Genomic DNA, 25,312 nt, shown 5'->3' with positions numbered 1-25,312 from the left:
CTACATTAGTCCAAAAATATAAGTTGCATCTATTTGATTAAGGTCAATATCAGTAGGCAAATCGACCTTTTTCCTCTTAATTTTAGCATAAAATCTATCATTTTGTTTGTAAACATAAATTTTATTTCCAACTTTATTTTTTGCTAGTGGTATTATTTTTACAATAATTCCGTTTTTTTCTAGTTTTGCATCTAGCAGTTTAATTGATTCTTCTAGTGTTATTTCGTATGCTTTTGTGTCTTTTTTTAATGGGCATATTATGCTGTTGTTTTCAGTTTTAATATAATCTCCAAAAACCCCTTTTGTAGCAATTATTTTTTCATGAGTTTTTGGATATTCGCCAATTATTTTTGGAAGTGAGAGTAATTTGAGAGCAAGTTCTAGGGTTATATTTTCATGTTCTATGTTTTTTGTTGACACTTTTTTAGCTTTTATTATTTTAGGTTTTTTGGGTTTACCTGTTTTTGTGAATTCTTGTGGAGCATAAATATCCTCTCCAAGTTGGACAATTCCTCCATATTTTGAGTTTTTATATATTACATTAAGTCCTGTTTCAGGATCAATTCCTAATATATTAGGTTGTATTTCTTTTTCTGATATTATTTTTTTTATTTCATCTTCTTTGTATAAGTTTTCCAATGGTGTTGTTACATTGATCGCATAATTATTTCCATTAAAAATTAAATAAGGACCAAACTTGCCAAGATTGACTTTATAACTAAATTTTTTGTTATTAGTGTATTCATAGACTATTCTAAATTCTTCAGGGCTAATAATAGGTTCTATTTTATTTATTGTATTCTTAAGACCTTCTTCTCCATTATAAAATTTATTTAGGTATTTTATTTTGTCTAGTGTGCCTATTGCGATTTTATCTAGGTTTTCTTCCATGTGGGATGTAAATTTTAGTTCAATTAGTACTGGGAAATATTTTTTTAAGAGATTGATGACAGCAGCTCCTTTTATTGTTGGAATTAGTGTGTTATTCTGTTTAAATATATATTCTCTTTCAAAGAGTGTTGAGATAATAGTAGAATAAGTTGAAGGACGTCCTATACCTTCCTTTTCAAGTTTTTGCACAAGTGATGCTTCTGTATATCTAAGTGGAGGTTTTGTTTCATGCTCTTCTGATTTTACGTCTAAGATGACAAATTTATCACCTTCTTTTATAAGAGAAAAATCTATGATACTGTTTTCATAAGGCTCTTTACTGTTTTTTAGAAATCCATCAAAGATGATTGTTGTGAAACTTGTTTTAAAGGTTAAATTTTCATACTTCAATGTTATTTTAATAATTTTTTTTCTTGCATCTTTCATTACGGATTCAATAGTTCTATCCCATATTATTTTATATATTTCTCTAGCAGTTTCGCTTTCTATTTGTATTTTTTCAGGAGAAGTAAAGAGTTCAGAAGGTCTTATAGCTTCATGTGCATCTTGAGCCATTTTAGCTTTGGCATATAATCTATCATTTGTTTCTATATATTCTTCACCATATTTTTGTTTTATAATAGTTTTTATTTTTTCTCTTGCGGTCTTGGCAATGTTATAAGAATCTGTTCTTATGTAAGTTATATAGCCGTTCTCATACAGTTTTTGTGCGTAATTCATAATTTGTTTGGTTCCTATTTTTAATCGTCTGTTTACTTCTTGTTGAAGAGAAGATGTAATGAATGGTTTAGGAGGAGTTTGTTTTATTTCTTTTGTTTCAATTGAAATCACCTCGATCTCTTTTATGTTATTTAACTCCTTTGTGAGCATATTCATTAATGTTTTATCTATTACAATTGTTTTGTCAGGATCGTGTAAAGCCCCTGTGTCGTTTACAAAGTCTTTGCTCTCAGCTACATTTTTGTTCTTAATCTTTTCAAGTATTGTTTTAATCTGTATATCATTTTTGTTGTGTTTGCATTCAAGTGTAACAGAATAATAATTGGCTTTTTTAAAATTTATTCTTGTCATTTCTTTTTCTATGATTAATTGAAGGCCAACGGATTGTACTCTTCCGGCTGAGAGTCCGTAAGCAATTTTTTTCCAAAGTAGAGGAGAGATAGTATATCCATAAAGTCTATCTAGTATTCTTCTTGTCTCTCCGGCATTAACGAGATTCATGTTAATTTCTCTTGTGTTATTTAGTGAATCGATTATTGCACTTTTTGTAATTTCATGAAATACCATTCTTTTATAATTTTTAATTTGTAATACTTCTTTTAAATGGAATGCTATTGTTTCACCTTCTCTATCTTGGTCAGTGGCAAGATAGATTTCATCTTTCTCTTTTATGAGGTTTTTGAGTTTTTCAATTACTGTTTTTTTGTTGTTTGGGATAATGTAGATCGGTTTAAAGTCATTTTGATGATCTATAGAGAGAGTTGCCCATTCAAATTTTTTGTACTCTTCAGGTATTTCTTTAGCACTGTTTGGCAAATCTCTTATATGTCCTATGCAGGCTTCTACTAAGAATGAGTTGTCAAGATATTTCTTGATTGTTATTGCTTTTGTTGGTGATTCTACTATTATTAATTTTCTTTGTTGCATAAAACCCTTATATATATATAATATAACATAATGTATAAATTGTTGTAATTTTTCAGTAAAAATAATGCGGTATTTATGAGTACTTATAGAGTTTTACATACGTCTGATTGGCATATTGGTAAAAAAATTGGATATTTTTCTAGGATTGGTGAGCAACAGAAGTTTTTAAGTTTTTTATTAGGATTTATTAAAAATGAAAAAATTGATCTTTTACTTATTGCTGGTGATGTTTATGATTCAAAGAGGCCTGGACTTGAAGAACAAAAATTAATAAATGATTTTTTTTACGAATTATCTTTTACTTCTTGTAAATGGTGTGTAGTTATTACTGGAAATCATGATAAAAGAGATTATTTTAATATTAATAAAAAGATACTCTCAAGATTTAATTTTTTTTTAGTTACTGGAAATGAACTTTCTAGTCAAGTGGTCTTCTTAGAAGACCGTGGTGATATTAAGTTTATTATTGTTTGCATTCCTTATATCAATGAAAGACTTATTGTGGATCAAGATTGTAAAAATATAGAACTACATAACGATATCTTTCTTAAAAACCTTGAAAAGGCTTATAAAGAGCAAATATCAAATGTTATTGGGTCCCTTAATGGGCAGTATCTTCATATTCCTAGAATATTGATTGCACATTCTTTTTTTTCTAATAGTAGTGTAGTTGGTAGTATTGGAAATAATCCTATTTTACCTGTGAGTGTTTTTGGCAATAATTTTTCTTATGTTGCTCTTGGACATATTCATAATTTTAAAAAGTTAAAAGATAATGTAGTTTATTCAGGTTCACCAATTCAGTATTCATTTGATGAGGATATTAAAAAATATGTGAATGTCTTGTTTTTTAGTGAAAGTAAATTAGTTGAGCAAAGTAAGGTTTTACTTCCTGTATTTGGTAAATTGTATCTTTTACAAGGTTCTTTTGATAAGGTTATGAAGGATTTGCATAAGATTAAGAATGAAATTTCTTGTTTGTGTTACTTAAAAATCGAGCTTCATGAGAAAGTGAATGCGGAATTTGAAGAGCAGATTTATGATTTTGCAAAGACAAGTTTAATCAATATATTTGATATTTATTATCATTGTGTAGATTCAGAAGAAGAGTCCTTAAAAGAAAGACGAATGTTGCTTAGTAGAGATGAAGTACTAAGTAGGGATGAGAAGTATTTTTTCCAGGAAAAATTAAAAAAAGATATTAAGAATGGTTTTAGGAGAGGAAATAAATTTAGGGAAGAAGAACTTATTGCTCTTTTTGAAGAAGTATTACTTAAGGGAAGAGCAGGCAAATATGAGGATAAATAAGTTAGTATTTAAAAATATTGCTTCTTATAAAGGTGAATATGAGATCAATTTCGATGTTTCTGTTTTAAAAAAGTCGGGAATTTTTTTAATTTCTGGAAATACTGGAGCTGGAAAGAGTACAATTTTGGATTGTATTACCCTTGCTCTTTATGCACGAGTTTATAGACTTGATAAAAATATTTCAGATTCAATTTCGAAAGGTTTTGATAGTGCTTATGTTAAACTTACTTTCACTGTTTCTGGAAAAATTTATGAGTCATTTATTGAACTTAATACAAGACAAAAGGAAACACCAAAAAATATGGTACTTACTTGTTTTAGTGATGGGAATTTGATTGATAATAAAGATGATGTTTTATCTTATATAAAGAGTCTTTGTAGGTTAGATTTTGAACAGTTTTGTCAAACTGTTATTTTGCCTCAAGGTAATTTTCAGGAGTTTTTAACTTCAAAGCCAAAAAATAAAATAGCAATAATTGACAATATTTTTAATTTAAAAAAGTATGATGATATAGAAATTTTTTTAAAGAAAGAATTAGAACTTACAAAATTCAATAAAGAAAGATTAGTATTTTTAGATACGGAAGAAAGAAATAGACTGAGCATTAATAAAAAAAAAATAAATGAATTGACTGAATCTTTGAATTTAATTGATGTAGGAGTTGTAAGAGAAAATCTTGACAATGTTTATAAGTTGATAGTTATTTGTGAAAAAATAATAAAGTTCAATCAAAATTATTTAGATATTCAACATAGGATAGATAATTTGGGATTGGAATTATCTTCTAAAGTTGTGTTCAGAAAGAAGTTAAATCATGAGTATTTTTTGCAGAAAAAGATTAAATTAGAATTAGATGAAAAGCTTAAGTTTTATAATTCTAATGATTTTTTGGATTTAAAAATTTTTGTTCAAAGGCAAAGCGAACTATTAAATGATAAAAATCGGTTCTCGTTAGAGCTTTTAAGTATTCAAAGGAACTTAGAGGAATTTAAATATTTGAATTTAGACAATTTTAATTTTGATTATGTAAAGGAATTATATTATGAGAATGTTATTTTATGTGAGATGAATTTTGATGAAGAGGCTTATGATAGATTGCTTGTAAAAGAGAGGCAATTGGAAGCTCAAAGAAAAAAATTATCAGTAGAACAGAAGAGAAAAAACGTCGAAATTAAAAGTATTAATTCAGAAAAAATATCATTTGATTTTGATAAGTATGTTTATTATGAGGCATTAAAGTTATTGAAGGGGTTTTATGAAGAATTAATATTGAGATATAAAAATGGATTAGACTTATTGTTACAGTCAAATGATAGTGGTTTATTACAACCTATTGAGATAAATATTAAAATTGATTTATATAGAAATTTTTTAGAACATCTTAATAGCAATAGACAGTCTGTTGAGAAAGATATAGATGAGCTTAAACATCATGAAGATGCATATAAAGTATATCAAGGAAAAGAAAAATTAAAAATCAGTAGTTTAAATGAGCTCTTAAAATTGAATTCAAAGCTTCAAATTTTGCAATCTGAGTTAGATATTCTTAAAATTGCTATCTTGCATAATAGAGAAAATAAAATTAAATGGGAGGGTTGTGTCTTAAATTTTAAGAAAAATAATGCAGAAATTTTAAAAAGAATTGGTCAAAATTTATTTCGAAAGTATATAGATTATTCTAATAAGGATAAGATTTTGATTTTTGAAAGTAAACTTAAGGAAGTTACAGCTTTAAAATTAATGTTCAATGATTTAAATTCTAAAATTTCTTTAAAGGAAGTAGAAATTAAAGAAAATTTAGGTAAGATAAAAGATTTATTATCTAGTGTTAATTTAAAGATAAGTCTAATTGAGCCTGCTTTAATTGAGAGAGAGTTTGAAAAAGTTTTAAGGTTTAAAAGAGACATAGAAAATGATCATGTTAAATTGAGTTTGTGTCTTGATAATATAAGTAATGAAAAACTTAAACTTGAGAGTCAAATTGAGATTATGAAACAAACCATATTAGGTTTTAAAATGGAGCTTAAAGATGAACTTGCTGAGTTTACTTCTAGTTTTGTTGATTTTAAAAGATCAATTGAAGGTGTTTTTTGTACTAAGGATCCTATTTTTTCACTTGATTCTTTAAACCCTAGTAAGAATAGTTTAGAGCATTTTATGAGGTTGAAATCCAATTTTATATCTCAGATCGAGGTTCTCTCTAAGGATGTTAGTAAGTATGAGGCAAATTTTTCAAGCTTGCAGGTTCTTAAAGCAGAACTTAATGCACATGAGATTAATTTAGAGAATATTAAGAGTGAATTAAGTAGTGTAAATGAGCGTAATGATAAATTGGAAATTTTAAAAAAAGTTGTTACTATTTCTCCTAGTTTAAAGTATTATGTTCAGAGTTTTTTGATTGATGAGATTTTAAGTATATCAAATAAAAAGTATTTAAATATTATTCTGCCTGATTTTGAGCTTGAAATTAATACAAATAGTAAAGATTTTAATTTCCTAGTTAAAAGCAAAAAAGATGGAAATATGACTCGTAGTGTTAAAACACTATCTGGTGGTGAGAAATTTCTTGTATCTTTATCACTTTCTCTAGCTCTCTCAGACATGATAAGAGATAGTGATCTTAAAATAGAAGCATTTTTTCTTGATGAGGGATTTGGGAGTCTTGATGAGGATACTTTAAAAATGGTTATTCCAAAGATTTCTGATTTGCAGCGTGTTGATGGGCGTCAAATTGGTATAATATCTCATGTTTCTTATTTGAAGGAAGAGATTAAGACCCAGATAGTTATAAGTAAAATTTCAACAGGTTCTAAGATTACTATAGAGAGTTTATAATTTTTTATTGTATAATTACTTGAGTATTTTGAAATATGGAGATTTGTATGGAATGTTATGTTTCAATTGATGTTGGAGGTACTAATACTAAATATTCTCTTGTAGATAGTGGTGGTAATTTTCTTGATAAACATGAAGTTAAATCAGGTACTACTCCTGATGAGCAAGTTGGTATTTTAGTCGATGTAATTAATTCTTATAAAAAAGAAGAAAATATTAAAGGTGTTGCAATTTGTATGCCTGGGTTTGTTGATCCTAAGGGCATTGTAATTAGAGTGAATGCTATTAAAGGATTTACTAATTATCCTTTAAAAGAAAGTCTTGAAGCCTTAACAGGGGTAAATGTTGAGATTGAAAATGATGCTAATTGTGTGGCTTTAGCAGAAAAATTTAAAGGTAATGCTATGCATTCTGATGATTTTGTTGCGTTGACTCTTGGAACAGGCATTGGTGCTGGAATATTTATGAATGGAAAACTTTTGAGGGGATATTCTTTTATGTCTGGTGAGATTGGATTTATGATAACCAGAGGGCTTGTAAATAATATTCCTTTTAATTGTAGATGGGAATCTATAGCTTCTGTTGCGGCCTTAAGGAAGAGGGTTGCTGAGCGCTTGGAAATGAAATTTGAAAAAGTTTCTGGAGAATTTGTTTTTGAGCTTGCCGATAGTGGAAATATACATGCTAGGAATGAAATCGAGCATTTTTTTGAAACTTTATCATTTGGAATTTTTAATTTAACTTTTATTTTAAATCCTGAAAAAATCTTAGTTGGAGGCGGAATAAGTTCACGATCGGATTTAATAAGTAGAATATATGATAAATTAGAAAATTTATGGTCTTTAGAATTGGCTCATATTTATAATAATGATATTAAGAAACTTGTTAGAGTTGAAACAACAAAATTTAATAATGATTCTGGTAAAATTGGAGCATTATATCATTATTTTGTTGAAAATAAATTGTTACGTAATTTAAGTGTTTAGATGATAAGAGAAGCATGTGTTTTTAATATATTAGAGGCTTTAAATGCTGTTAAGCTTGGTGCTGATAGGATTGAGCTTTGTGAAAATACGACTTGTAGAGGAACTACGCCTTCTTATGGCACCATAAAAGTTTTAAAGGAAAGGTTAGACATTCCTATTGTTGTAATGATTAGACCAAGATGTGGGAGCTTTGTGTATTCTAATTTAGAATTTCAAGCTATGAAGGAAGATATTGAGCTTTGCAAGAGTCTTGGAGTGGAAGGTGTAGCTTTTGGAATTTTAAAGGATAATCATGAAATTGACATAGCTAGAACTAAAGATTTGCTAAGTTTATCTTACCCTTTAAAAGTTACTTTTCATAAAGCAGTTGATGAGACTTGTGATATTAGATCTTCTGTGGCTAATCTTTTAGATATTGGTGTTCATAGAATATTGACTTCAGGAGGGGGATTTAAAGCGGAAGATTCACTTATGATACTTCAGGATTTAATATTGATGACTGGAGAAAAATTAGAGATTGTTGTTGCGGGTAAGGTTAGTAAGGATAATGTTGATGCTATTGATACTATTCTAGGTGCGAAAGCTTATCATGGGAGATTGATTGTTGGTAATTTAAATTCATCTTAAGCTTATCGTTTTGTATTGGTTTAAGGTCAAATTAAGTGAATATTTTAAATTTTGCCTATAAGTATGAGATTATATGTAATTGATAGACAGTAGCTTTTGTAGGTTATGTGAATTGAGTTTATATAAAAGATGGTCTTATAAATTTATTTTATTAATAGTATGGTCTATTTGATTTAGATACTTGGGATTCTTTTTCTTTATTTAGTATTAAACTTGTTATAAATTCTTTGATGCTTATCTTGTTAACATTAAATTTAAGTTCTACGGTATTTTGATCTTTTATTCTAGTTTTTATAGGACTTGAGATTATTATTTTTGTCGTGCTTGCTAATAGGATTGGTATTAGTTTCTTTGATAAAATAGATAGTATTGCTGGATTATCAGTATGTAAGTAAGCTTGTAAATTATAATCCTGTTCATTTTTACTGTTTGCAATGAATATTCCCTTATGGAAGGGAATACAATTTATTTTCTTTATGTTATTTGGCATTAGTTTGGCTATATCTTTTATCCAAAAGAATATTTCATTTTGATCAAGTATGTCAATATATTTTGTTGTTAGTATGTTTTCACTTTTATGAGTTATTTCTTTTTGATTTATTAGAATTCCTTTTTTATTTTTGGTAGGAGTGATGTATATATTTGAATTTTTTATCTTCCATTTTGGTTTTATAAATATGTTTCCATAGGATTCAAAATTTGAGTTATTTTGTATTCCCCAAAAGATATTTTTGGGGAAATTTCCTGTTATTAGTGCTGAGAAAGTTCTTGGATCTTTTGTATAACTTAAGTATAAGTTACCAACAGTGTTAAGTCCAATTTTATATTTGAATTTGAGTTCGTTGTAGATGAATCTGTTTTTAGATAGATTTATGTAAGCGTATATGTCTGATGATGGGTCTAACAACATAATTGAAGATATGTTGTTCTTAGGTGGACAGTAATTTAAAGTTTCACATCCTATAAAAAGAATAGCCATGAAAATTTTGATAATTAGTTTGACCATATTTTGATACCTATCTTTATGAATATTTCATCGTCAAGTTCTACTTTTGTTAATGCCTTTTCTTTATTAATTTCTATTTTGAGTGTTAAGGTTTCCGTTTTAATATAGCTTTCAAATTGATTTGTTATTTTCTTCAATATATCACTGTTATCTATGTATAGTATTATTCTGTCACTAACATTGAAATTATTTTCTTTTCTTAAATTTTGTACTTTTCTTACAAGTTCTCTTGAGAGTCCTTCTAAATATAATTCTTCTGTTATTAGTGCATCTAATCCAATTGTGACAGAATTTTCATTTATTATTTTTAAATTTTCTCTTTCATGTCTTTCTAAGATTATATCTTTTATCGTAATATCATATGTATTTTCGTTGATTTTCATTATATGTTTGTTACCATTTATTATTTTTAATATATCTTCGTTTGTTAGTTTCATTATTTTTAATGATCCTGCTTTCATATTTACGCCAAGTTTACTTCCAAGTTCTCTAAAGTTTGCTTTTGCTTTGTAAGTTACAAGTTCTTCTTCATTGGATTTGATTTGTATTTCTTTTGCGTTAATTTCTTCAAGTATTATTTCTTTCATTTCATTTAGTATTTGTTGTTCTTTTTGATCCTTGGTCACAACATAGATTGTGCTTATAGGTTTTCGTATTTTGATGTTATGTGATGCTCTTAGTGCTCTTGCGATTGAAACAACTTTTCTTATAAAGTTCATTTTTTCTTCAAGATTTATGTTAATAAGTTTTTCAATTGCTTGTGGGTATTTGTTTAGATGGATTGATTCTTTTTCATCTTTGGTCTTTAGATTTTGATAAATTTCTTCTGTTAGGAACGGGATAAATGGTGCAAGCATTAACATTAAGTTTTTTATTACATAATAAAGCGTTTCATAGGCATCGATTTTATCATTATCATTCTCGGATTTCCAGAACCTTCTTCTTGATCTTCTGATATACCAATTATTTAATTTGTCGATAAATGCGAGAAGTTCTTCTATTGATTTTGTTAAATTATATTTATCTATTTCTTCATTTAATATTTTTTTTAGACTTTCGATTTCGCTAATTATCCATTTATCAAGGATATTAGTTTTGTGTAGATTTATGTTATTATTAGGTTCAAATTTGTCAATTATTGCATAAGTTATGAAAAATGAGTAAGCATTCCAGATAGGTATTATGATATTTTTTAAAACATCCTTAACTCCGTCATCGCTGTACTTTAAATCATCAGCTCTTATCACGGGACTCATTACTAGGTAAAGTCTTAAAGCATCAGCTCCAAATGTGTTTATTACTTCCATTGGATCTGTGTAATTTCTAAGTGATTTTGACATTTTTTTTCCATCACTAGATAATACTAGTCCATTAACTATTACATTTTTAAACGCTGTGTTTTCAAAGAGTGCAGTTCCTAAGATTGTTAATGTATAAAACCATCCTCTTGTTTGGTCTAGACCTTCTGCAATGAAATCAGCAGGGAAAATATTATGGAAGGTATCTTTATCTTTAAATGGATAATGTTTACTTGCGTAGGGCATAGAACCAGATTCAAACCAGCAGTCTAAAACTTCACTTGTTCGAACATATACACCACCATATTCACTGGGCCAAGTAATTTTATCAACTTTATCTTTATGTAAGTCATTTACTTTTTGTCCTGAAAGTCTTTCAAGTTCTTCTTTGGATCCTATACATATTTTATTTCCTGTCTTGGAACATATCCAAACTGGTATTGGGTTTCCCCAAAATCTGTTTCTGCTTATTGCCCAATCTCGTGCATTTTCTAGCCATTTGCCAAATCGTCCTTTTTTTAAGTGTGAAGGCATCCAGTTTATTTGCTCATTTGATTTTATTAGTTTTTCTTTTATTGCTTCAATATTTACAAACCATGAGTTTATGGGTCTGTAAATTAAAGGTGAATTTGTTCTGTAGCAAAATGGATATCTGTGTAAAAAGTTTTCTCGTTTGAATAAAAGGTTCATTGATTTTAATTTTTCTATTATTTTATTATCTGCATTTTTAACAAATAGTCCTTCAAAATCTTTTATTTCGTTTGTAAATTTGCATTCGGCATCTATAGGTGTTATCATGTCGGTTTTTGTATTATTTTTAAGTATGTTATAATCTTCTTCTCCAAAGGGTGCGATATGTACTATGCCTGTGCCATCATCAGTTGTGACATATTCTGCTGTATGAATCTTGAAAGCCCCTTTATCCCGTTGGTTTAGGAAATAATTAAATATGGGTTCATATTCTATTCCTTTAATATACTCACCTTTAAATTGTTCTATTACTGTATATGCTTTTTCATCTTTATAATAGTGATTTAACCTTTTTGTGCCGATTATGAATGTTTCATTTTTTTCCTTATCAAATATTTTAGAGTAATCTATATCTTTGCCGACAGCAATTCCAAGATTTGTAGGTAGTGTCCAAGGAGTTGTTGTCCATGCGAGTAAGTATTCATTTTTATCTTTGATTTTAAATTTTATAGTTAGTGATGGGTCATGAATTTCTTTATATTCACCTAGATTAACCTCAAAATTTGAGAGAGGAGTTGCAAGTTTTGGAGAATATGGTAGTACATAGTAGCTTTCATAAATTAAACCTTTATTATAGAGTGTTTGGAATACCCACCATACAGATTCCATGAATGTTGTATCCATTGTTTTGTAATTGTTTTCAAAATCGATCCATCTGCCTAATCTTGAAATTGTTTTTTGCCATTCTTTTGTGTATCTAAGAACTATCTTCCTACATTCTTCGTTAAATTTATCAATTCCATATTTTTCTATTTCGTATCTTCCAGAGATTTTTAAGGATTTTTCTACTTCATATTCTACGGGTAAACCATGAGTATCCCATCCAAAATATCTCTTAACCAGTTTGCCTTTCATTGTTTTATATCTTGGAATGATATCTTTAATTGTATTTGGAACGAAGTGTCCAAAATGTGGAAGTCCTGTTGCAAATGGCGGTCCATCATAAAATGTAAATTCTTCACAACCTTCTCTTTGTTGTATTGATTTTTCGAAAATTTTATTATCATTCCAAAATTTTAATATTTTCTCTTCTATCTTAGGGAAATTTACTTTGCTTTCTACTTGCTTGAACATAAGATTTCCTTTTGTTTAATTTTTATATTATTTTGGTCTAAATATATTTTTATTAGATTAGTATTGGGATTTTTGAATATTTGATTGATAATTTTTTCTTCTATATGTTCTTTTATTGCATTTAAAATGCTTCTTGCTCCAGAATTTTTATCGTAATATTTGTTGATTATATGATTTTTAAGATTGTCATCAATCTCTATTTGAATATTTTTTAGTCTAAATTTTTTAGTGAGTTCTTTGCAATAATTGTTATAAATTAGGCTGAGGTCTTCTTCTTTTAAAATATTAAGAATTATTTTTTTTTGTATTTTGTCTAGTAGTGATGATTTGAATCTTGTTTTAAGCTCATTGTTGATTTCGTTTTTGATATTTATATTATTGTCTGTTTTATTAAATCCAATACGTCCCTTTCCAAGTAGTGTTTTGGTGCCAATAGATGTACTTAAAACAATAATGGCATTTTTAAAGGATATTTTGTCTTCTTTACTACTAATTAGCTCTCCGTGCTCAAGTATTTGTTCTATGAGAGTAAGCACAGAATTATGGGCATGTTCGATATTTTCAAGTATAATGAAGGCTCTAGGATTATGTTTTAATCTGTTTGTTAAAATGCCACCGTCAACATAGCCTGTATATCCTGGATTCGTTCCTATTAATTTTGATATGGAGGTTTCTTCTCTATAGTCTGACATGTCTAGCTTTAGTGTTGAGTTTTGATCTTCAATAATGATGCTTGATATTGTTTTTGCTATCATTGTTTTTCCGCTTCCGCTTGAACCTATGAGCAATATTGATGTTAAAGGTTGTGTATTATTATTGATTTCTAGTTTTGTTTTGACCATTTCTATAATTATTTCATTTATGGCACATTCTTGTCCAATTATTTTTTCTTTTATGTGTATTGCTTTTGTTTTAAGCGTATCGATTTCTTCTTTGATGTTAGATTTTATCTTAATATTTAATAGTTCATCTGTTGCGCTTTTAATATCTTCTACATTGATTATTTTTTTATTTGTTTTTTTTTGCTTTTTTTGAGCCCCGGCAATATCAATTAGATCAATTGCTTTATCGGGAAATCTTTTGTTAATTAGATATTGTGATGATATTTTGATAACATTTTCTATGGCTTCTTTTTCATAAGTGACACCGTGATAATCTTCAAAGTTTTTTATTATGTTATTGATTATATTGAGAGTTTCTTTTTCATCAGGTTCTTTGATAGATATTGTTTGAAATCTTCTAGTAAATGCTTTATCTTTAGAAATATGTTTTCTGTATTCGTCATAAGTTGTTGCACCTATGATTTGTATTGCAGAGCGAGATAAAACGGGTTTTAAGATATTTGCTGCGTCAATAGAGCCTTCAGAGTTTCCAGCTCCTATTAGAGTGTGTATTTCATCAATAAATATTATTATGTCTTTATTGTTTTTAATGGATTTAATTATGTTATTTAATCTTTCTTCGAATTCGCCTCTATATTTTGTTCCTGAAACTAAGTCGGAAGTGTCAATTTGTAGTATTACTTTGTTTTGTAGTTGATTTTTTATTTCTTTATTTGCAATTTTGATGGCAAGGCCTTCAACAATTGCTGTTTTGCCAACACCAGGTTCTCCTATTAAAATTGTGCTATTTTTATTTCGTCTCTCAAGTATGTTTATTAGTGATTGAATTTCTTTTTCACGACCGATTAAAGGATTGAGTTTTTTTTCTTTTGCAAGTTTTGTCAAGTTTTTAACGTATTTAGCAATTTCAAAATAGTCATTTGTAAGTCTTATTTCATCTTCGAATTCTTTATATGTTTCAATTAACCTTATTTTGTCTATACTTGCTATCATATTTTCTTCATTAAAGTTGAAGCTTAATTTATTAAGTTTGTATTTCTTGAGAAGTTTTTTCGTTTTTAAGATTTGATAAAAAATCTCTTTTATGCCTATTGAAGTTTTAGACTTAAATTCTTTTTTTGTTTGTTCAATGAGAATGAAAATTTCTCTGTTTATCTTTGGAATTATAATTTCATTAGTACCAATTAAAACTTTTTCTAACTTTTCTATTTCACATAATGTATCTTGTTTGATATTTTTTAAAGTTTTGGTATCTATTTTTTTTATCTCAGATTTTTTTGGATAAACTAATATAGACATTAGTAAATGCCAAATTGAAACTTCTCTATTTTTATTTTTTCTAGCAACTTCTCTAGCGGCTACTTCGACTAGGTTGATTAGGTTCTCTGCTATATTAATACTTTTCTATCTCCATTTTTATACTGTTTATTATATCAAAAATATTGTTTTTTTGTTCGTATCTTGAATATATGGATACATAAAATTTAATTTTTGGCTCTGTTCCAGATGGTCTGATGGTTATTTCTATTTCGTTTTCTAATAAAAATTTTATTGCATTTGTAGTATACTTGTATTTTGTTATTTTATATACATTGCCATTCATATCGGTTTCTGTTAATTTTTTATAGTCTAATTTTTTGATTATGTTAATTCCTGCAAAGTTTTTTTTAATTTTGTTCCTAAATTTTGACATTAATTCTTCTCTTAAAAAGTCCCCATTACTTCCTTGGAAACTTTTATTAATTATAAAGTCTTCATAATATCCAAGCTCTTTGTACATTTCTTGAAGATATTTTCCTATTGTTGTTTGATTCTTTTTTAATGTTAACATTAAGTCACAAAATCCTTTTATGGCTGAAAATGCGTCTTTATCTCTAGTTCCGCTGCCAATTAAGTATCCATAACTTTCTTCACATCCAAAAATAAATTTTTTGTTTGGTTCTTTTGTTTTTATCTCATCTATTAAGTGCCCTATCCATTTAAATCCTGTATATGTTCTATATAATGTTGAGTTATATTTTTTTGCTATCTTATTTAGCATTGGTGTTGTAGTGAAAGAAGCTATCACAAATACATTTTTAGGATTCTTTTCTCTAGATAATAAGTAATTCATTAAAATGCATGCAATTTGATTGCCGTTTAGAGTTTTCCATTTTTTATCCTCATTAAAAGCTATACCCATCCTATCAGCATCTGGGTCGGTTGCAAATGCAATATCACAGTTTTCTCTTTTTGCAAGTTCTATTACTTTAGACATGGTAGTATGTTCTTCAGGATTAGGATAATTGACTGTCGGAAATTCTGGGTCAGGGATTATTTGACTTGGTTCAATTAAAAGTTCTACTTTACTGCCTTTAAATAATTCTTTTATTATTGTTCCTCCTGTTCCGTGCAAAGGAGTATATGCTATTTTTAAATTTGTGTTTTTGCTTTTTTTATTGAAATCAGGAAATTCTTCATTTATTTTTTCTATGTATGTTATATCAATCTCATCATTAAGTTCAATTATTGCTTGCTTATTTATACCTTCTTCTTTTGTGAGTGTATTTTTAACATTAGATACTTTTTTGATTTCTGATGTTATTAGTGTGTCATGAGGAGGTATTATTTGAGCACCCTCTTTCCAATATACTTTATATCCATTGTATTCTTTTGTATTATGACTTGCTGTTATCATTATTCCAAGATCACAATCTAATTTTCTAACTGTATATGATAACTGGGGTGTTGATCTTAAATTTTTGTATATATAAACTTTAAGGCCATTTGATGCAAAGATCTTGGCAGCGTCATATGCAAAAATTTTTGAGAAGTATCTTGAATCATAACTTATTACAACTTTAGGACTTAGTGTGATTTCAAGGATATAATTGGCAATTCCTTGACTTGCTTTTGTAATATTGTAGGTGTTGATATAGTGTGTTCCAGCTCCAATGATGCCTCTCATTCCAGCGGTGCCAAATTCTAGCTCTTTATAAAATCTATTGTACAGTTCCCCCTCATTATTTTCATTAAGTAATCTTATTGCTTCATTTTTAAAGTATTTGTTTTTTTCAAGTTGAATGTATTTTTCTACTTTTTTTTTAAGTTTATTATTTTTCATACTGTTTTCCTTTATTTTATTATTTGAGAATCTATGATTAAATTATAGAATAATAAAGTATTAAGTGTAGAATTAGTTATTATATTTTGAGTTACAATTTTTTTTCTTTGAGGTCTTTATGCAATTTTGTTTAAGGTCTGATTATTTTCCTGCTGGTGATCAATCAAAAGCAATTAGAGAAATTGAGGAATCTATTTTACTTGATAATAAATATCAGACTTTAAAGGGTGTTACAGGTAGCGGTAAAACTTTTACAATTGCTAATATTATTAGGAATTTAGAGAGACCTGCTTTGATAATTAGTCATAATAAAACTTTAGCTGCACAGCTTTATAGGGAATTTAAGGACTTTTTTCCAGATAATGCAGTTGAGTATTTTGTTTCTTATTATGATTATTATCAGCCTGAATCTTATGTTCCATCCAAAGATTTATATATAGAAAAGGAAGCGACTATTAATGAAGATATTGAAATAAAGAGGATAAGGACAGTAACATCTCTTTCTAGAAGGCGAGATGTTATTGTTGTTGCTACAGTTTCTTCGATTTATGCATTAGGTTCTCCAGAATTTTTTAAGAATGCTGCCCATGCTTTTTTTGTAGGGCAAAAGATTTCTATTAAAGAGATAGCAGATATTTTTGTTAAACTTCAGTATGAAAGAACGCTTATGAATCTTGAACATGATAAATTTTCTATTAAAGGTGATGTCATTGAAGTATGGCCTAGTAATGAGCATGGTGATTTTGCATATAAAATTTATTTAGATTTTGATGAGATTGTTAGGATAAACAGGATTAGTCCACTTACAAAAAAGATTTTGGGATCTACTGATGAATTTACTCTTTTTGCTAAGTCTTATTTTGTTATTCCTTATGAAAACATATTGGATGCTCTTCCTAAAATACAAGTTGATTTAGAAATACAATATCATTCTTTGAAAGAAAATGGTAAGTTTGTTGAGGCTGAAAGACTTAAGCAGAGAGTAGAATATGATATTGAAATGTTAAGAGAGACTGGGTCTTGTCAGGGCATAGAAAATTATTCTAAATATTTTAGTGATAGCGAGATGGATAGACCCTATTGTCTTTTTGATTTTTTTCCCAAAGATTATTTGTTATTTATTGATGAATCTCATGTTACTTTACCTCAGTTTAGAGGAATGTATAATGGAGATTATTCAAGAAAATTAAATCTTGTAAATTTTGGATTTAGACTTCCATCAGCACTTGCAAATAGACCTCTTAAATATCATGAATTTGAATCTTTGATTAATCAGGTTGTTTTTATTTCAGCAACCCCTGGCCTTGAAGAGTGTGAAAAGAGTAGTGTTATTGCTGAACAAATAATCCGTCCAACGGGTCTGATTGATCCAGAGATTATTCTTAGAGTTTCAGATGGACAGATGGAAGATCTTTATAATGAAATTCAAAAAAGAGTGGCTTTAAATGAAAAGGTTTTAATTACAACTTTAACAAAAAAAATGGCTGAGGATTTAACAGATTATTTATTGAGTCTTGATATAAAGGCTAGATATTTGCATGCAGAGTTTAATGCTATTGAGAGAGTAGATATTATTACATCTCTTAGAAAATCAGAAATTGATGTTATTGTGGGCATTAATTTATTAAGGGAAGGTTTAGATATTCCCGAAGTTTCTCTTGTTATCATACTGGATGCTGATAAAGTAGGATTTTTAAGATCTACTACTTCTCTGATCCAAATGATTGGTAGAGCTGCTAGAAACTCAAATGGTTGTGTTATAATGTACTACGATCACGTAAGTAGTGCAATGAGAGAGGCTATTGACGAAACTAATAGAAGACGAAATATTCAAATTGAATACAATAAAAAAAATAATATTATTCCAAGAACTATTATTAAAAAAGTACAAAATATTTTAGAAAAAGAATTAAAAAATGAAACCGTTGATTATGACATTGAAAAAATTATTTCTGATGACAAATTATCTAAAAAGGATCTTATCATTAAGCTTAAGTTTAAACTTGAAGAGGCAGTTTGTGATGAAAGATTTGAGGATGCTATCTTTTTGCGAGATAAAATAAGGGATCTTGTTAAGTAAGAGGTGAAAATTTTGAAATCGAGGAGTTTATATCTTGAGAGAAAAAATTACTGTCAGAGGTGCAAGAGAGCATAATTTAAAAAATGTTAATGTTGATATTCCAAGGAATAGTTTGGTAGTTATATCTGGGAAGAGTGGTTCTGGTAAGTCCTCTTTGGCTTTTGATACAATTTTTGCAGAAGGTCAGAGAAGATATATGGAGTCTGTGTCATCTTATGCAAGGCAGTTTTTGGGAGTAATGAAAAAACCCAATGTTGAATATATAGGTGGACTCTCTCCTGCTATTTCAATTGAGCAGAGGACAATAAGCAGTAATCCAAGATCAACTGTTGGTACAATTACTGAAATTTATGATTATTATAGATTGCTATTTGCTAAAATTGGTAAGCCATATTGTCCAAATGATGGAAGTTTAATAGAGGAACAATCTTTAGATAATATGATTAATACTATTTTAAGTTATGCTGAAGGGTCTAAGGTTATATTATTTGCGCCTGTTGTTATGGGTGCAAAGGGTGCTCATAAAAAAGAGCTTGAAAAGATATTAAATCAAGGGTTTAGTAGGGTAAGAGTAGATTTTCAAGATTATTTGATAGAAGATGCTGTTAATTTGAGCTTAGATAAAAATAAGAAACATAATGTTGAAATTATAGTAGACAGAATAAAATTGAGTAGTAATATAAGAATTAGACTTTCAGAATCTATTGAGACTGCTTTATCGGTTTCTAATGGGTATTTACGTGTTGAGATTGAAAATGATTTAGAAAAAATAGATAAAATCTTTACAGAACATAATAGTTGTCCTCTGTGTGGTTTTTCTCTTCCTGTCATAGAACCAAGGCTTTTTTCGTTTAATAGTCCATTTGGAGCTTGTAGTGAATGTTCGGGTCTTGGCATTACACTTGATTTTGATTTTGAGAAGATTTGTCCTAATGTGAAGCTTTCTTTTAATGATGATGCATTTATTACCTTTAAACCCAGTTCGTCTTGGGCTTTATCAATTTTTAAGGGACTTGCTAAACATTATGGTTTTAGTTTAGATACTCCTATAAAAGATATTTCTGAAGATATTCTTAAAAAGATTTTGTATGGTGCCAATGAAAAGATAGATTTTATCTATAAATCTAAAGAAATGGAGAGTAAAGAAATAAAGGGTGGTTTTTATTATTCTAAGGAATTTGAGGGCCTTATTCCTCTTTTAAAGAGGCGTTATCTTGCAACTGAGTCTGAGAGTGCTAGATCATTTTATGAGGGTTTAATGTCTCGCAAAACTTGCAATTCTTGCAAAGGTAAGCGATTAAGTCTTGGGGCTTTGTCTGTTAAGTTGTGCGGCAAAGATATTCAAGAACTTAGTAATCTTTCTGTTATAGATTCTTATTCTTTTTTTGATAAGATTGAGCTCGATGAGCTTAATCTTAAAATTTCTAGGGAGATTTTAAAAGAAATTAAAAGCAGGCTTAAATTTTTGATTGATGTTGGACTTTCTTATTTATATTTAGATAGGATGTCTGGGACTCTTTCAGGGGGTGAGGCTCAACGAATTAGACTTGCTACTCAAATAGGATCGGCTCTTGCTGGAGTTCTTTATGTACTTGATGAGCCTAGTATTGGATTACATCAAAGGGATAATGAAAAATTAATAAGTACTCTTGTTAATTTGAAAGAACTTGGTAATACGGTAATTGTTGTAGAGCATGATGAGCAGACTTTGCGTACCGCTGATTATATTATTGATGTTGGACCTGGAGCTGGGATTTATGGTGGGGAAATAGTTGCTAAGGGAACTTTATCTGATATTTTAAATAATGACCATAGTATGACTGGCAAGTATTTAAGCGGTCAACTTAAAATAGAAGTTCCAAAAATAAGACGTAAAGTAGGAAAAGCTGAGATTGTACTCTTGAATGCTAGTAAAAATAATTTAAAAAATATTAATGTGCATATTCCTTTGGGAGTTTTTACTGTAATAACGGGGGTTTCTGGTAGTGGAAAGAGTACCCTTCTTAATGAGATATTATATCCTGCTCTTGATAGTAGGTTAAAATCAAATACAAGTTATTTTGATGGTTTTGAAGATGTCATTGGGTATGAGCAAATTGATAAAGTTATTCAAGTAAATCAAAAACCAATAGGTAAAACACCAAGATCAAATCCTGCAACTTATGTTGGGTTTTTTACAGAGATTAGGGAACTTTTTGCAAAGCTTCCAGAGTCTAGAGCAAGAGGATTTAAGGCAGGTAGATTTTCTTTTAATGTTAAGGGTGGGCGTTGTGAAAAATGTCAAGGTGATGGATATTTAAATATTCAGATGCATTTTTTGCCTGATGTTTTTGTTCCCTGTGATTTGTGCAAGGGAAAAAAATTTAATGAGGAAACTTTGGAAATTAGGTATAAGGGAAAAAATATTTATGATGTTTTAGAAATGAGTGTTCTTGAGGCTAAAATTTTTTTTGAAAATATTCCAAAGGTTAATCATTATTTAGAGATTTTAAAAGAAGTGGGGCTTGAATATATTAAATTAGGTCAAGCATCAACAACACTTTCAGGAGGAGAAGCTCAGCGGATCAAATTGGCTTTTGAGCTTGGCAAAAAGAGTACAGGAAAGACTTTTTATATTATTGATGAACCAACAACAGGTTTGCATTTTGATGATATAAGGAAATTGTTAGAGGTATTGCAATTGCTTGTTCAAAATGGAAACACTGTAGTCCTTATAGAACATAATTTAGATGTGATTAAACAGGCAGATTATATAATAGACTTAGGTCCTGAGGGTGGAGTATCTGGAGGAAATATTGTTGTATCTGGAACTCCTGAAGAGGTTTCAAAATGCAAGAGTTCCTATACGGGAATGTTTTTAAAAGATCTTTTGTAATATTATTTTTGGTAAGTATTTTTAATTGTTTTATCTTGTTTGCTCAAGATGTTAATGATAAGAAAAGTTTAAAAGATAAGAAAAATCTAACTTTAATGCAAAAAGCTAATTTGAAAGAACTTGAACTTTCTAGTGATGAAGATTTGAAAAAATGGGCATTAAGAGAAGGTATTGAGGAGAAAGATGTTTCTAAGATAAAGTCATTACTTTTGGAAAAATTTGGTATATCTCCTGAACTTTTTTCAAAAGATAGTAAAGATGTAGGCAGATATAAAATAATCATTGAAAGTACAGATAATCTTGAAAATTTTACTTATGAGATTACTGGGGATGAAACTATCGTATTTAAAGGAAAAGTAAATCTTATTATTGAAGACATTAAAGATAATAAAAAGCATAACATTAAGGGTGATAAAATTATTTTTAATAAAAATTCCAAGAAGCTTTTTTCTAGTGGAAATGTTGAATATAAATTTGATTTAAGTACTGATGAGAAGTTGTATTTTTATGGTGGTGAATTATTTATTGATTTTGATTCTCAGAATTTTCTTCTCAAAAATGGAATTGTTCAAAAGAAAATGAATAAAAATTTAATTGATCATATTGTTTCATTTGGGGGCAAAGTTTTAAGGAAATTGGATAATGATTCAAACATATTAGAAGAGGCTTTTATTACAACTAGTAAGGTTCCAGAACCTTATTATTCTATTAGGGCCTCTAAGATATGGATTTTGCCATCTGGGGATCTTGGTGTTTTAAATGCTGTGTTTTATATAGGAAGAGTACCTATATTCTATATTCCATTTTTTTTTAAACCAGGTGATAGTTTGTTTTTTAATCCGTCTTTAGGATATTCTTCAAGAAAAGGTCTTACTCTTTTTAATACTGTATATTTACTGGGGAAAAAATCTGCTAATATTGATGAAGTTTCTTTTTTAGATTTTGATTTTCATTCAGTATACAATTCAGATAAAAAATCTTATATTAGAAATGGTTATTTAACTTATTTCTTTGCAGAAGATATTGTCTCTAAAGTTAATCAAGACCATGTTAAATTGATTTTTGATATTTATTCTAATTTGGGGTTTTATTCAGGTATTGATTTTAATTTAGGTGATACTTTAGATCTTTTTAAAACTTTTGAAGGTAGTTTTGGTATAGGCTTGACAAGAACTCTATATGATCATAATTTCTCAGGTGACTATCGTCCTTTTTCGGGTAATAGTATCAATTACTCCCTTTTTAGTTTTGATAATATAAATAAGGGTGACATATTTGGATTTGAGGTTCCCTTTAGGTATTTGCTTAAATCTAAGTCTGAATTTTTAGTCAGTGATGCGCTTTTTTCATTGATTTTTGAGCATTATTCAGATCCTTATGTGATGATTGACTTTAAAGATAGATTAGAGAGCGCAACATTTTTTTCCATTTTAAGTCCTCTAAAAGATTCATCAGAGACAGAAAAGATGATAAGTGGATTCGATTGGAATTTATCTTCTTTTTATAATCGAACTTTTTATGATAATACCCTTATTGATTATAGATTAAATAATCTTGGATTTACTTTTAAATTGGCAAGTTATGAGAATATTTTTGGTAAAAATCCTAAAAGTTTTAACGATCCAACTAGGAAATGGTTTTATTTAGAGAGAGTTTATCTGCCTTATATCGATTTAAATTTTCAGAAAGAGCTTTATAATAACGGTTGGACTTCTCTTTCTAATTCTAAGGGTAAAGAAATAATTATGGTACCCAAGGTCAAAAATGTTGGAGATGATGTTGAGGATGACAAAGATAAAAGTAATGCAAAGAAACTTGTGGAAAAAAAAGATTTAACCAAAGATGTTTATTTATCCCCCAAACCAATTGTTTCTGATAATCTGAGTAAGCAAGATTCTTTTTATATAAGATTGGGAATGAATCCTTATTTTAAAAATAATATATTTTTTGATGATTCTAAATTTAAATCTCCCCAGGAGTTTAAATATGATGTGAAGACCTATTTGTTTGAGATTAAAAATAAAATAGATTTGAAATTTCATGCTGATTTTTATAATCGGCTTGTTACTTTTGAAGATGTTTTGTATCTTAGTACTACTGAGTATAATCCTTTAGACAAAGATTATAATTTAGTCGATAAAGATAAGAAGGGCGAACATTCACTTATTAATAAAGTTAATTTAAATTTATTGCCTTTTATGCTGTATCCTGCTTTTTCTCGTAGTAGTATTAAGTTTGAGAACAAAATTACTCTTTATTCATTTGATAAAAAATATGATAAAGATTCTAAGATGTTGGATGGCAAGAACAATACCATTTTTTTAAAAAGTCCTGAGACTTTGCATCAAGAATTGAATTTCGGCTTGATTTATGACTATAGATTTTTTACTACTAGTCTTTCAGGTGTGCTGAAAAATACTTTTGAAAGTATATATGCTTCTTCTGAGCTCAAGTTTGCTATGGAATTTCCTTATTTGTTACAAGAAGTAGGTATTGGAATTAAATATGATAAAAAATTTAAGAAAGACGAGAAAAAGTCTGTTTTTAAAAATACTTCTGTTAATTTAAAACCTTTAAAACCCATTTCTCCTTATAAAAATTTAGAAATGCATCCTGCTTTATATTATAAGATAGAGCCAAGATATTTAGATTATTTAAAGCTTATCTTTCTTGTTGCTTATGATCCTTTGATTAATGGGTTATCTGAACTTTCGTTTAAGTTTAATGTTTATGATTTTCGATTTGAATTTGCTATGAAAAATGATTTTGAGTATAAGTATGATAAATTGATTGGCGATTTTGCAAAGGTAGGGTCTACAACTAATCTTATTCCCTATTCTTTAAGTTTTCAGTATAAAAAAGATTTATATGATTTTAAGTTTTTTGATGAAAAACTTAAAATTGGACTGGGAACAGATATTGGATGGAAAATGAATTTGCAAAAATTTGTTGATAATGAATTTTGGTTTGAGTTTACTTTTAAGTTTAGGTATACCAAGTTTTTTGAGTTGAATCTTTCAACTCGTTCTATTAATACTAAAACTTTTAGATATTTTGGAGGATATATGGAACAGGCTGAGTTTGAAACGGTTAATTTGTTTGCGGATCTGTTTCAGTCATTTAATTTCTTTAATATTCAGGATAGAAAGAAATCATTATTTAAAATCAAGAAAATTAGTACGAGCTTTAAATTTAATTTTTATGATTGGCAATTTGTCGGAGAGTATAGTTTAAGTCCAGATATTTTAAAGGATAATAGCGATAGGTATTCTTCTATTTGGAGAAATAATTTTTCAATTTATATTTCTTGGAATTTCTTTGAACCTGTTAAATCATCGTTGGAAAGTAATGCAAATACTAAGTATGAACTTTTAATTAACCGTAAATCTAAGAAATAAATAGTATTAGCTGATTATCTATTTAAAATAATGATTTTTATAGGTTTGAACTTTTTTACATTTTTGGGATTTTTGATATTACAATATCAATGATTTGGTTTGGATTAATGTTAGTTTTTGTTATACTCAATTTTAAAGTAGCTGGATATTTGATTTTGTTAAATATATGCTTTTGTATTTTTGAGTTATTGATTGAGATCTTAGTGTTTTGCTCAGGTTTCCCTAATAAATAAATTTTAAATGATTGAGAAGTTCTTAGTCCAATTAATAGTTCTTTATATTTATTTTTATAAATTTTGAGGTTATTTATTAGTTTAGTATCATTTTTCGTTGTAACAATGTTTTTGGAGTTTAAATTTGTATGTTGCCAGTTTATTTTTACGATTTCGTCACTTGTATTTGTACACTCAATATAGATGTATTCGTCTGTTGCCTCAATAGTGTCTACACTGATATATTGGGCATTGGATTTTATTATCTTAAAACTTGTTTTATATTCTTGTTTCAACCTTATTGTGCTACAGGAGATTATGATCGGTATGATTATGCATATTTTAAAAATATTTTGTGTTTGCATGTGTTTTGCTTTGT

Annotated in this window: 13 protein-coding genes; 7 read left to right on the top strand and 6 right to left on the bottom strand. The window is 28.3% G+C overall.

Annotation, left to right across the window (positions count from 1 at the left end; genetic code table 11):
- Positions 1-2,538: a type I DNA topoisomerase gene (gene topA, locus R5397_RS00155; RefSeq protein WP_421622476.1), complete on the bottom strand. Its 2,538-nt coding sequence runs from the start codon at positions 2,536-2,538 to the stop codon at positions 1-3.
- Between the two features lie 75 nt (positions 2,539-2,613).
- Between topA and sbcD the strand changes: the two genes are divergently transcribed.
- Genes sbcD through R5397_RS00135 form a run of 4 tightly spaced genes read left to right on the top strand, consistent with a single transcriptional unit; the run spans position 2,614 to position 8,295 of the window.
- The gene (gene sbcD / locus R5397_RS00150) at positions 2,614-3,846 is read left to right on the top strand and encodes an exonuclease subunit SbcD (protein WP_421622475.1); all 1,233 of its coding nucleotides are present in this window, start codon (positions 2,614-2,616) and stop codon (positions 3,844-3,846) included.
- Entirely contained in the window at positions 3,833-6,682 is a 2,850-nt protein-coding gene (locus tag R5397_RS00145; protein WP_421623034.1) for an AAA family ATPase, read from the top strand. The genes sbcD and R5397_RS00145 overlap by 14 nt, the downstream gene beginning before the upstream one ends.
- A gap of 47 nt (positions 6,683-6,729) precedes the next feature.
- A complete protein-coding gene (locus R5397_RS00140; RefSeq protein ID WP_247066138.1) occupies positions 6,730-7,668 on the top strand; it encodes an ROK family protein in 939 nt (312 codons plus the stop codon).
- Positions 7,669-8,295, top strand: coding sequence for a copper homeostasis protein CutC (locus R5397_RS00135; RefSeq protein ID WP_421622474.1), 627 nt, complete (start codon positions 7,669-7,671; stop codon positions 8,293-8,295).
- 151 nt (positions 8,296-8,446) lie between these two features.
- Here R5397_RS00135 and R5397_RS00130 read toward each other — a convergent pair whose 3' ends face one another.
- The 4 genes from R5397_RS00130 to R5397_RS00115 all read right to left on the bottom strand — a co-directional run bounded on the left by R5397_RS00130 (position 8,447) and on the right by R5397_RS00115 (position 16,368).
- A complete protein-coding gene (locus R5397_RS00130) occupies positions 8,447-9,301 on the bottom strand; it encodes a lipoprotein (protein WP_421622473.1) in 855 nt (284 codons plus the stop codon).
- Positions 9,289-12,423: an isoleucine--tRNA ligase gene (gene ileS, locus R5397_RS00125; RefSeq protein ID WP_421622472.1), complete on the bottom strand. Its 3,135-nt coding sequence runs from the start codon at positions 12,421-12,423 to the stop codon at positions 9,289-9,291. Before ileS ends, R5397_RS00130 begins: the two co-directional genes overlap by 13 nt.
- The gene (locus R5397_RS00120) at positions 12,408-14,564 is read right to left on the bottom strand and encodes an AAA family ATPase (protein ID WP_421622471.1); all 2,157 of its coding nucleotides are present in this window, start codon (positions 14,562-14,564) and stop codon (positions 12,408-12,410) included. The genes ileS and R5397_RS00120 overlap by 16 nt, the downstream gene beginning before the upstream one ends.
- 94 nt (positions 14,565-14,658) lie before the next feature.
- Positions 14,659-16,368 carry a phospho-sugar mutase gene (locus tag R5397_RS00115; RefSeq protein ID WP_421622470.1) on the bottom strand — a complete coding sequence of 570 codons (1,710 nt, stop codon included), beginning with the start codon at positions 16,366-16,368 and terminating at the stop codon, positions 14,659-14,661.
- A gap of 118 nt (positions 16,369-16,486) precedes the next feature.
- On the opposite strand from R5397_RS00115, the gene uvrB reads away from it, so the two are divergent.
- From uvrB to R5397_RS00100, 3 genes are read left to right on the top strand one after another with little or no spacing between them, the layout of a single operon-like run.
- Positions 16,487-18,448 (top strand): excinuclease ABC subunit UvrB, encoded by a 1,962-nt coding sequence (uvrB, locus tag R5397_RS00110; RefSeq protein ID WP_247066150.1) that lies wholly within the window; start codon positions 16,487-16,489, stop codon positions 18,446-18,448.
- A gap of 34 nt (positions 18,449-18,482) precedes the next feature.
- The gene (uvrA, locus tag R5397_RS00105) at positions 18,483-21,323 is read left to right on the top strand and encodes an excinuclease ABC subunit UvrA (protein WP_421622469.1); all 2,841 of its coding nucleotides are present in this window, start codon (positions 18,483-18,485) and stop codon (positions 21,321-21,323) included.
- Positions 21,278-24,721, top strand: a complete 3,444-nt coding sequence (locus R5397_RS00100) for an LPS-assembly protein LptD (protein WP_421622468.1) — start codon at positions 21,278-21,280, stop codon at positions 24,719-24,721. The genes uvrA and R5397_RS00100 overlap by 46 nt, the downstream gene beginning before the upstream one ends.
- A gap of 55 nt (positions 24,722-24,776) precedes the next feature.
- Here R5397_RS00100 and R5397_RS00095 read toward each other — a convergent pair whose 3' ends face one another.
- A complete protein-coding gene (locus R5397_RS00095; protein ID WP_421622467.1) occupies positions 24,777-25,229 on the bottom strand; it encodes a hypothetical protein in 453 nt (150 codons plus the stop codon).
- Between the last annotated feature and the right edge of the window lie 83 nt (positions 25,230-25,312).

Source organism: Borrelia sp. MN22-0132 (genome assembly GCF_049201035.1).
In the GTDB taxonomy this organism is placed as follows: Bacteria; Spirochaetota; Spirochaetia; order Borreliales; family Borreliaceae; genus Borrelia; species Borrelia puertoricensis.
Note: the sequence above shows the minus strand (reverse complement) of the source record. Positions and strands in the feature narration are given on the sequence as shown.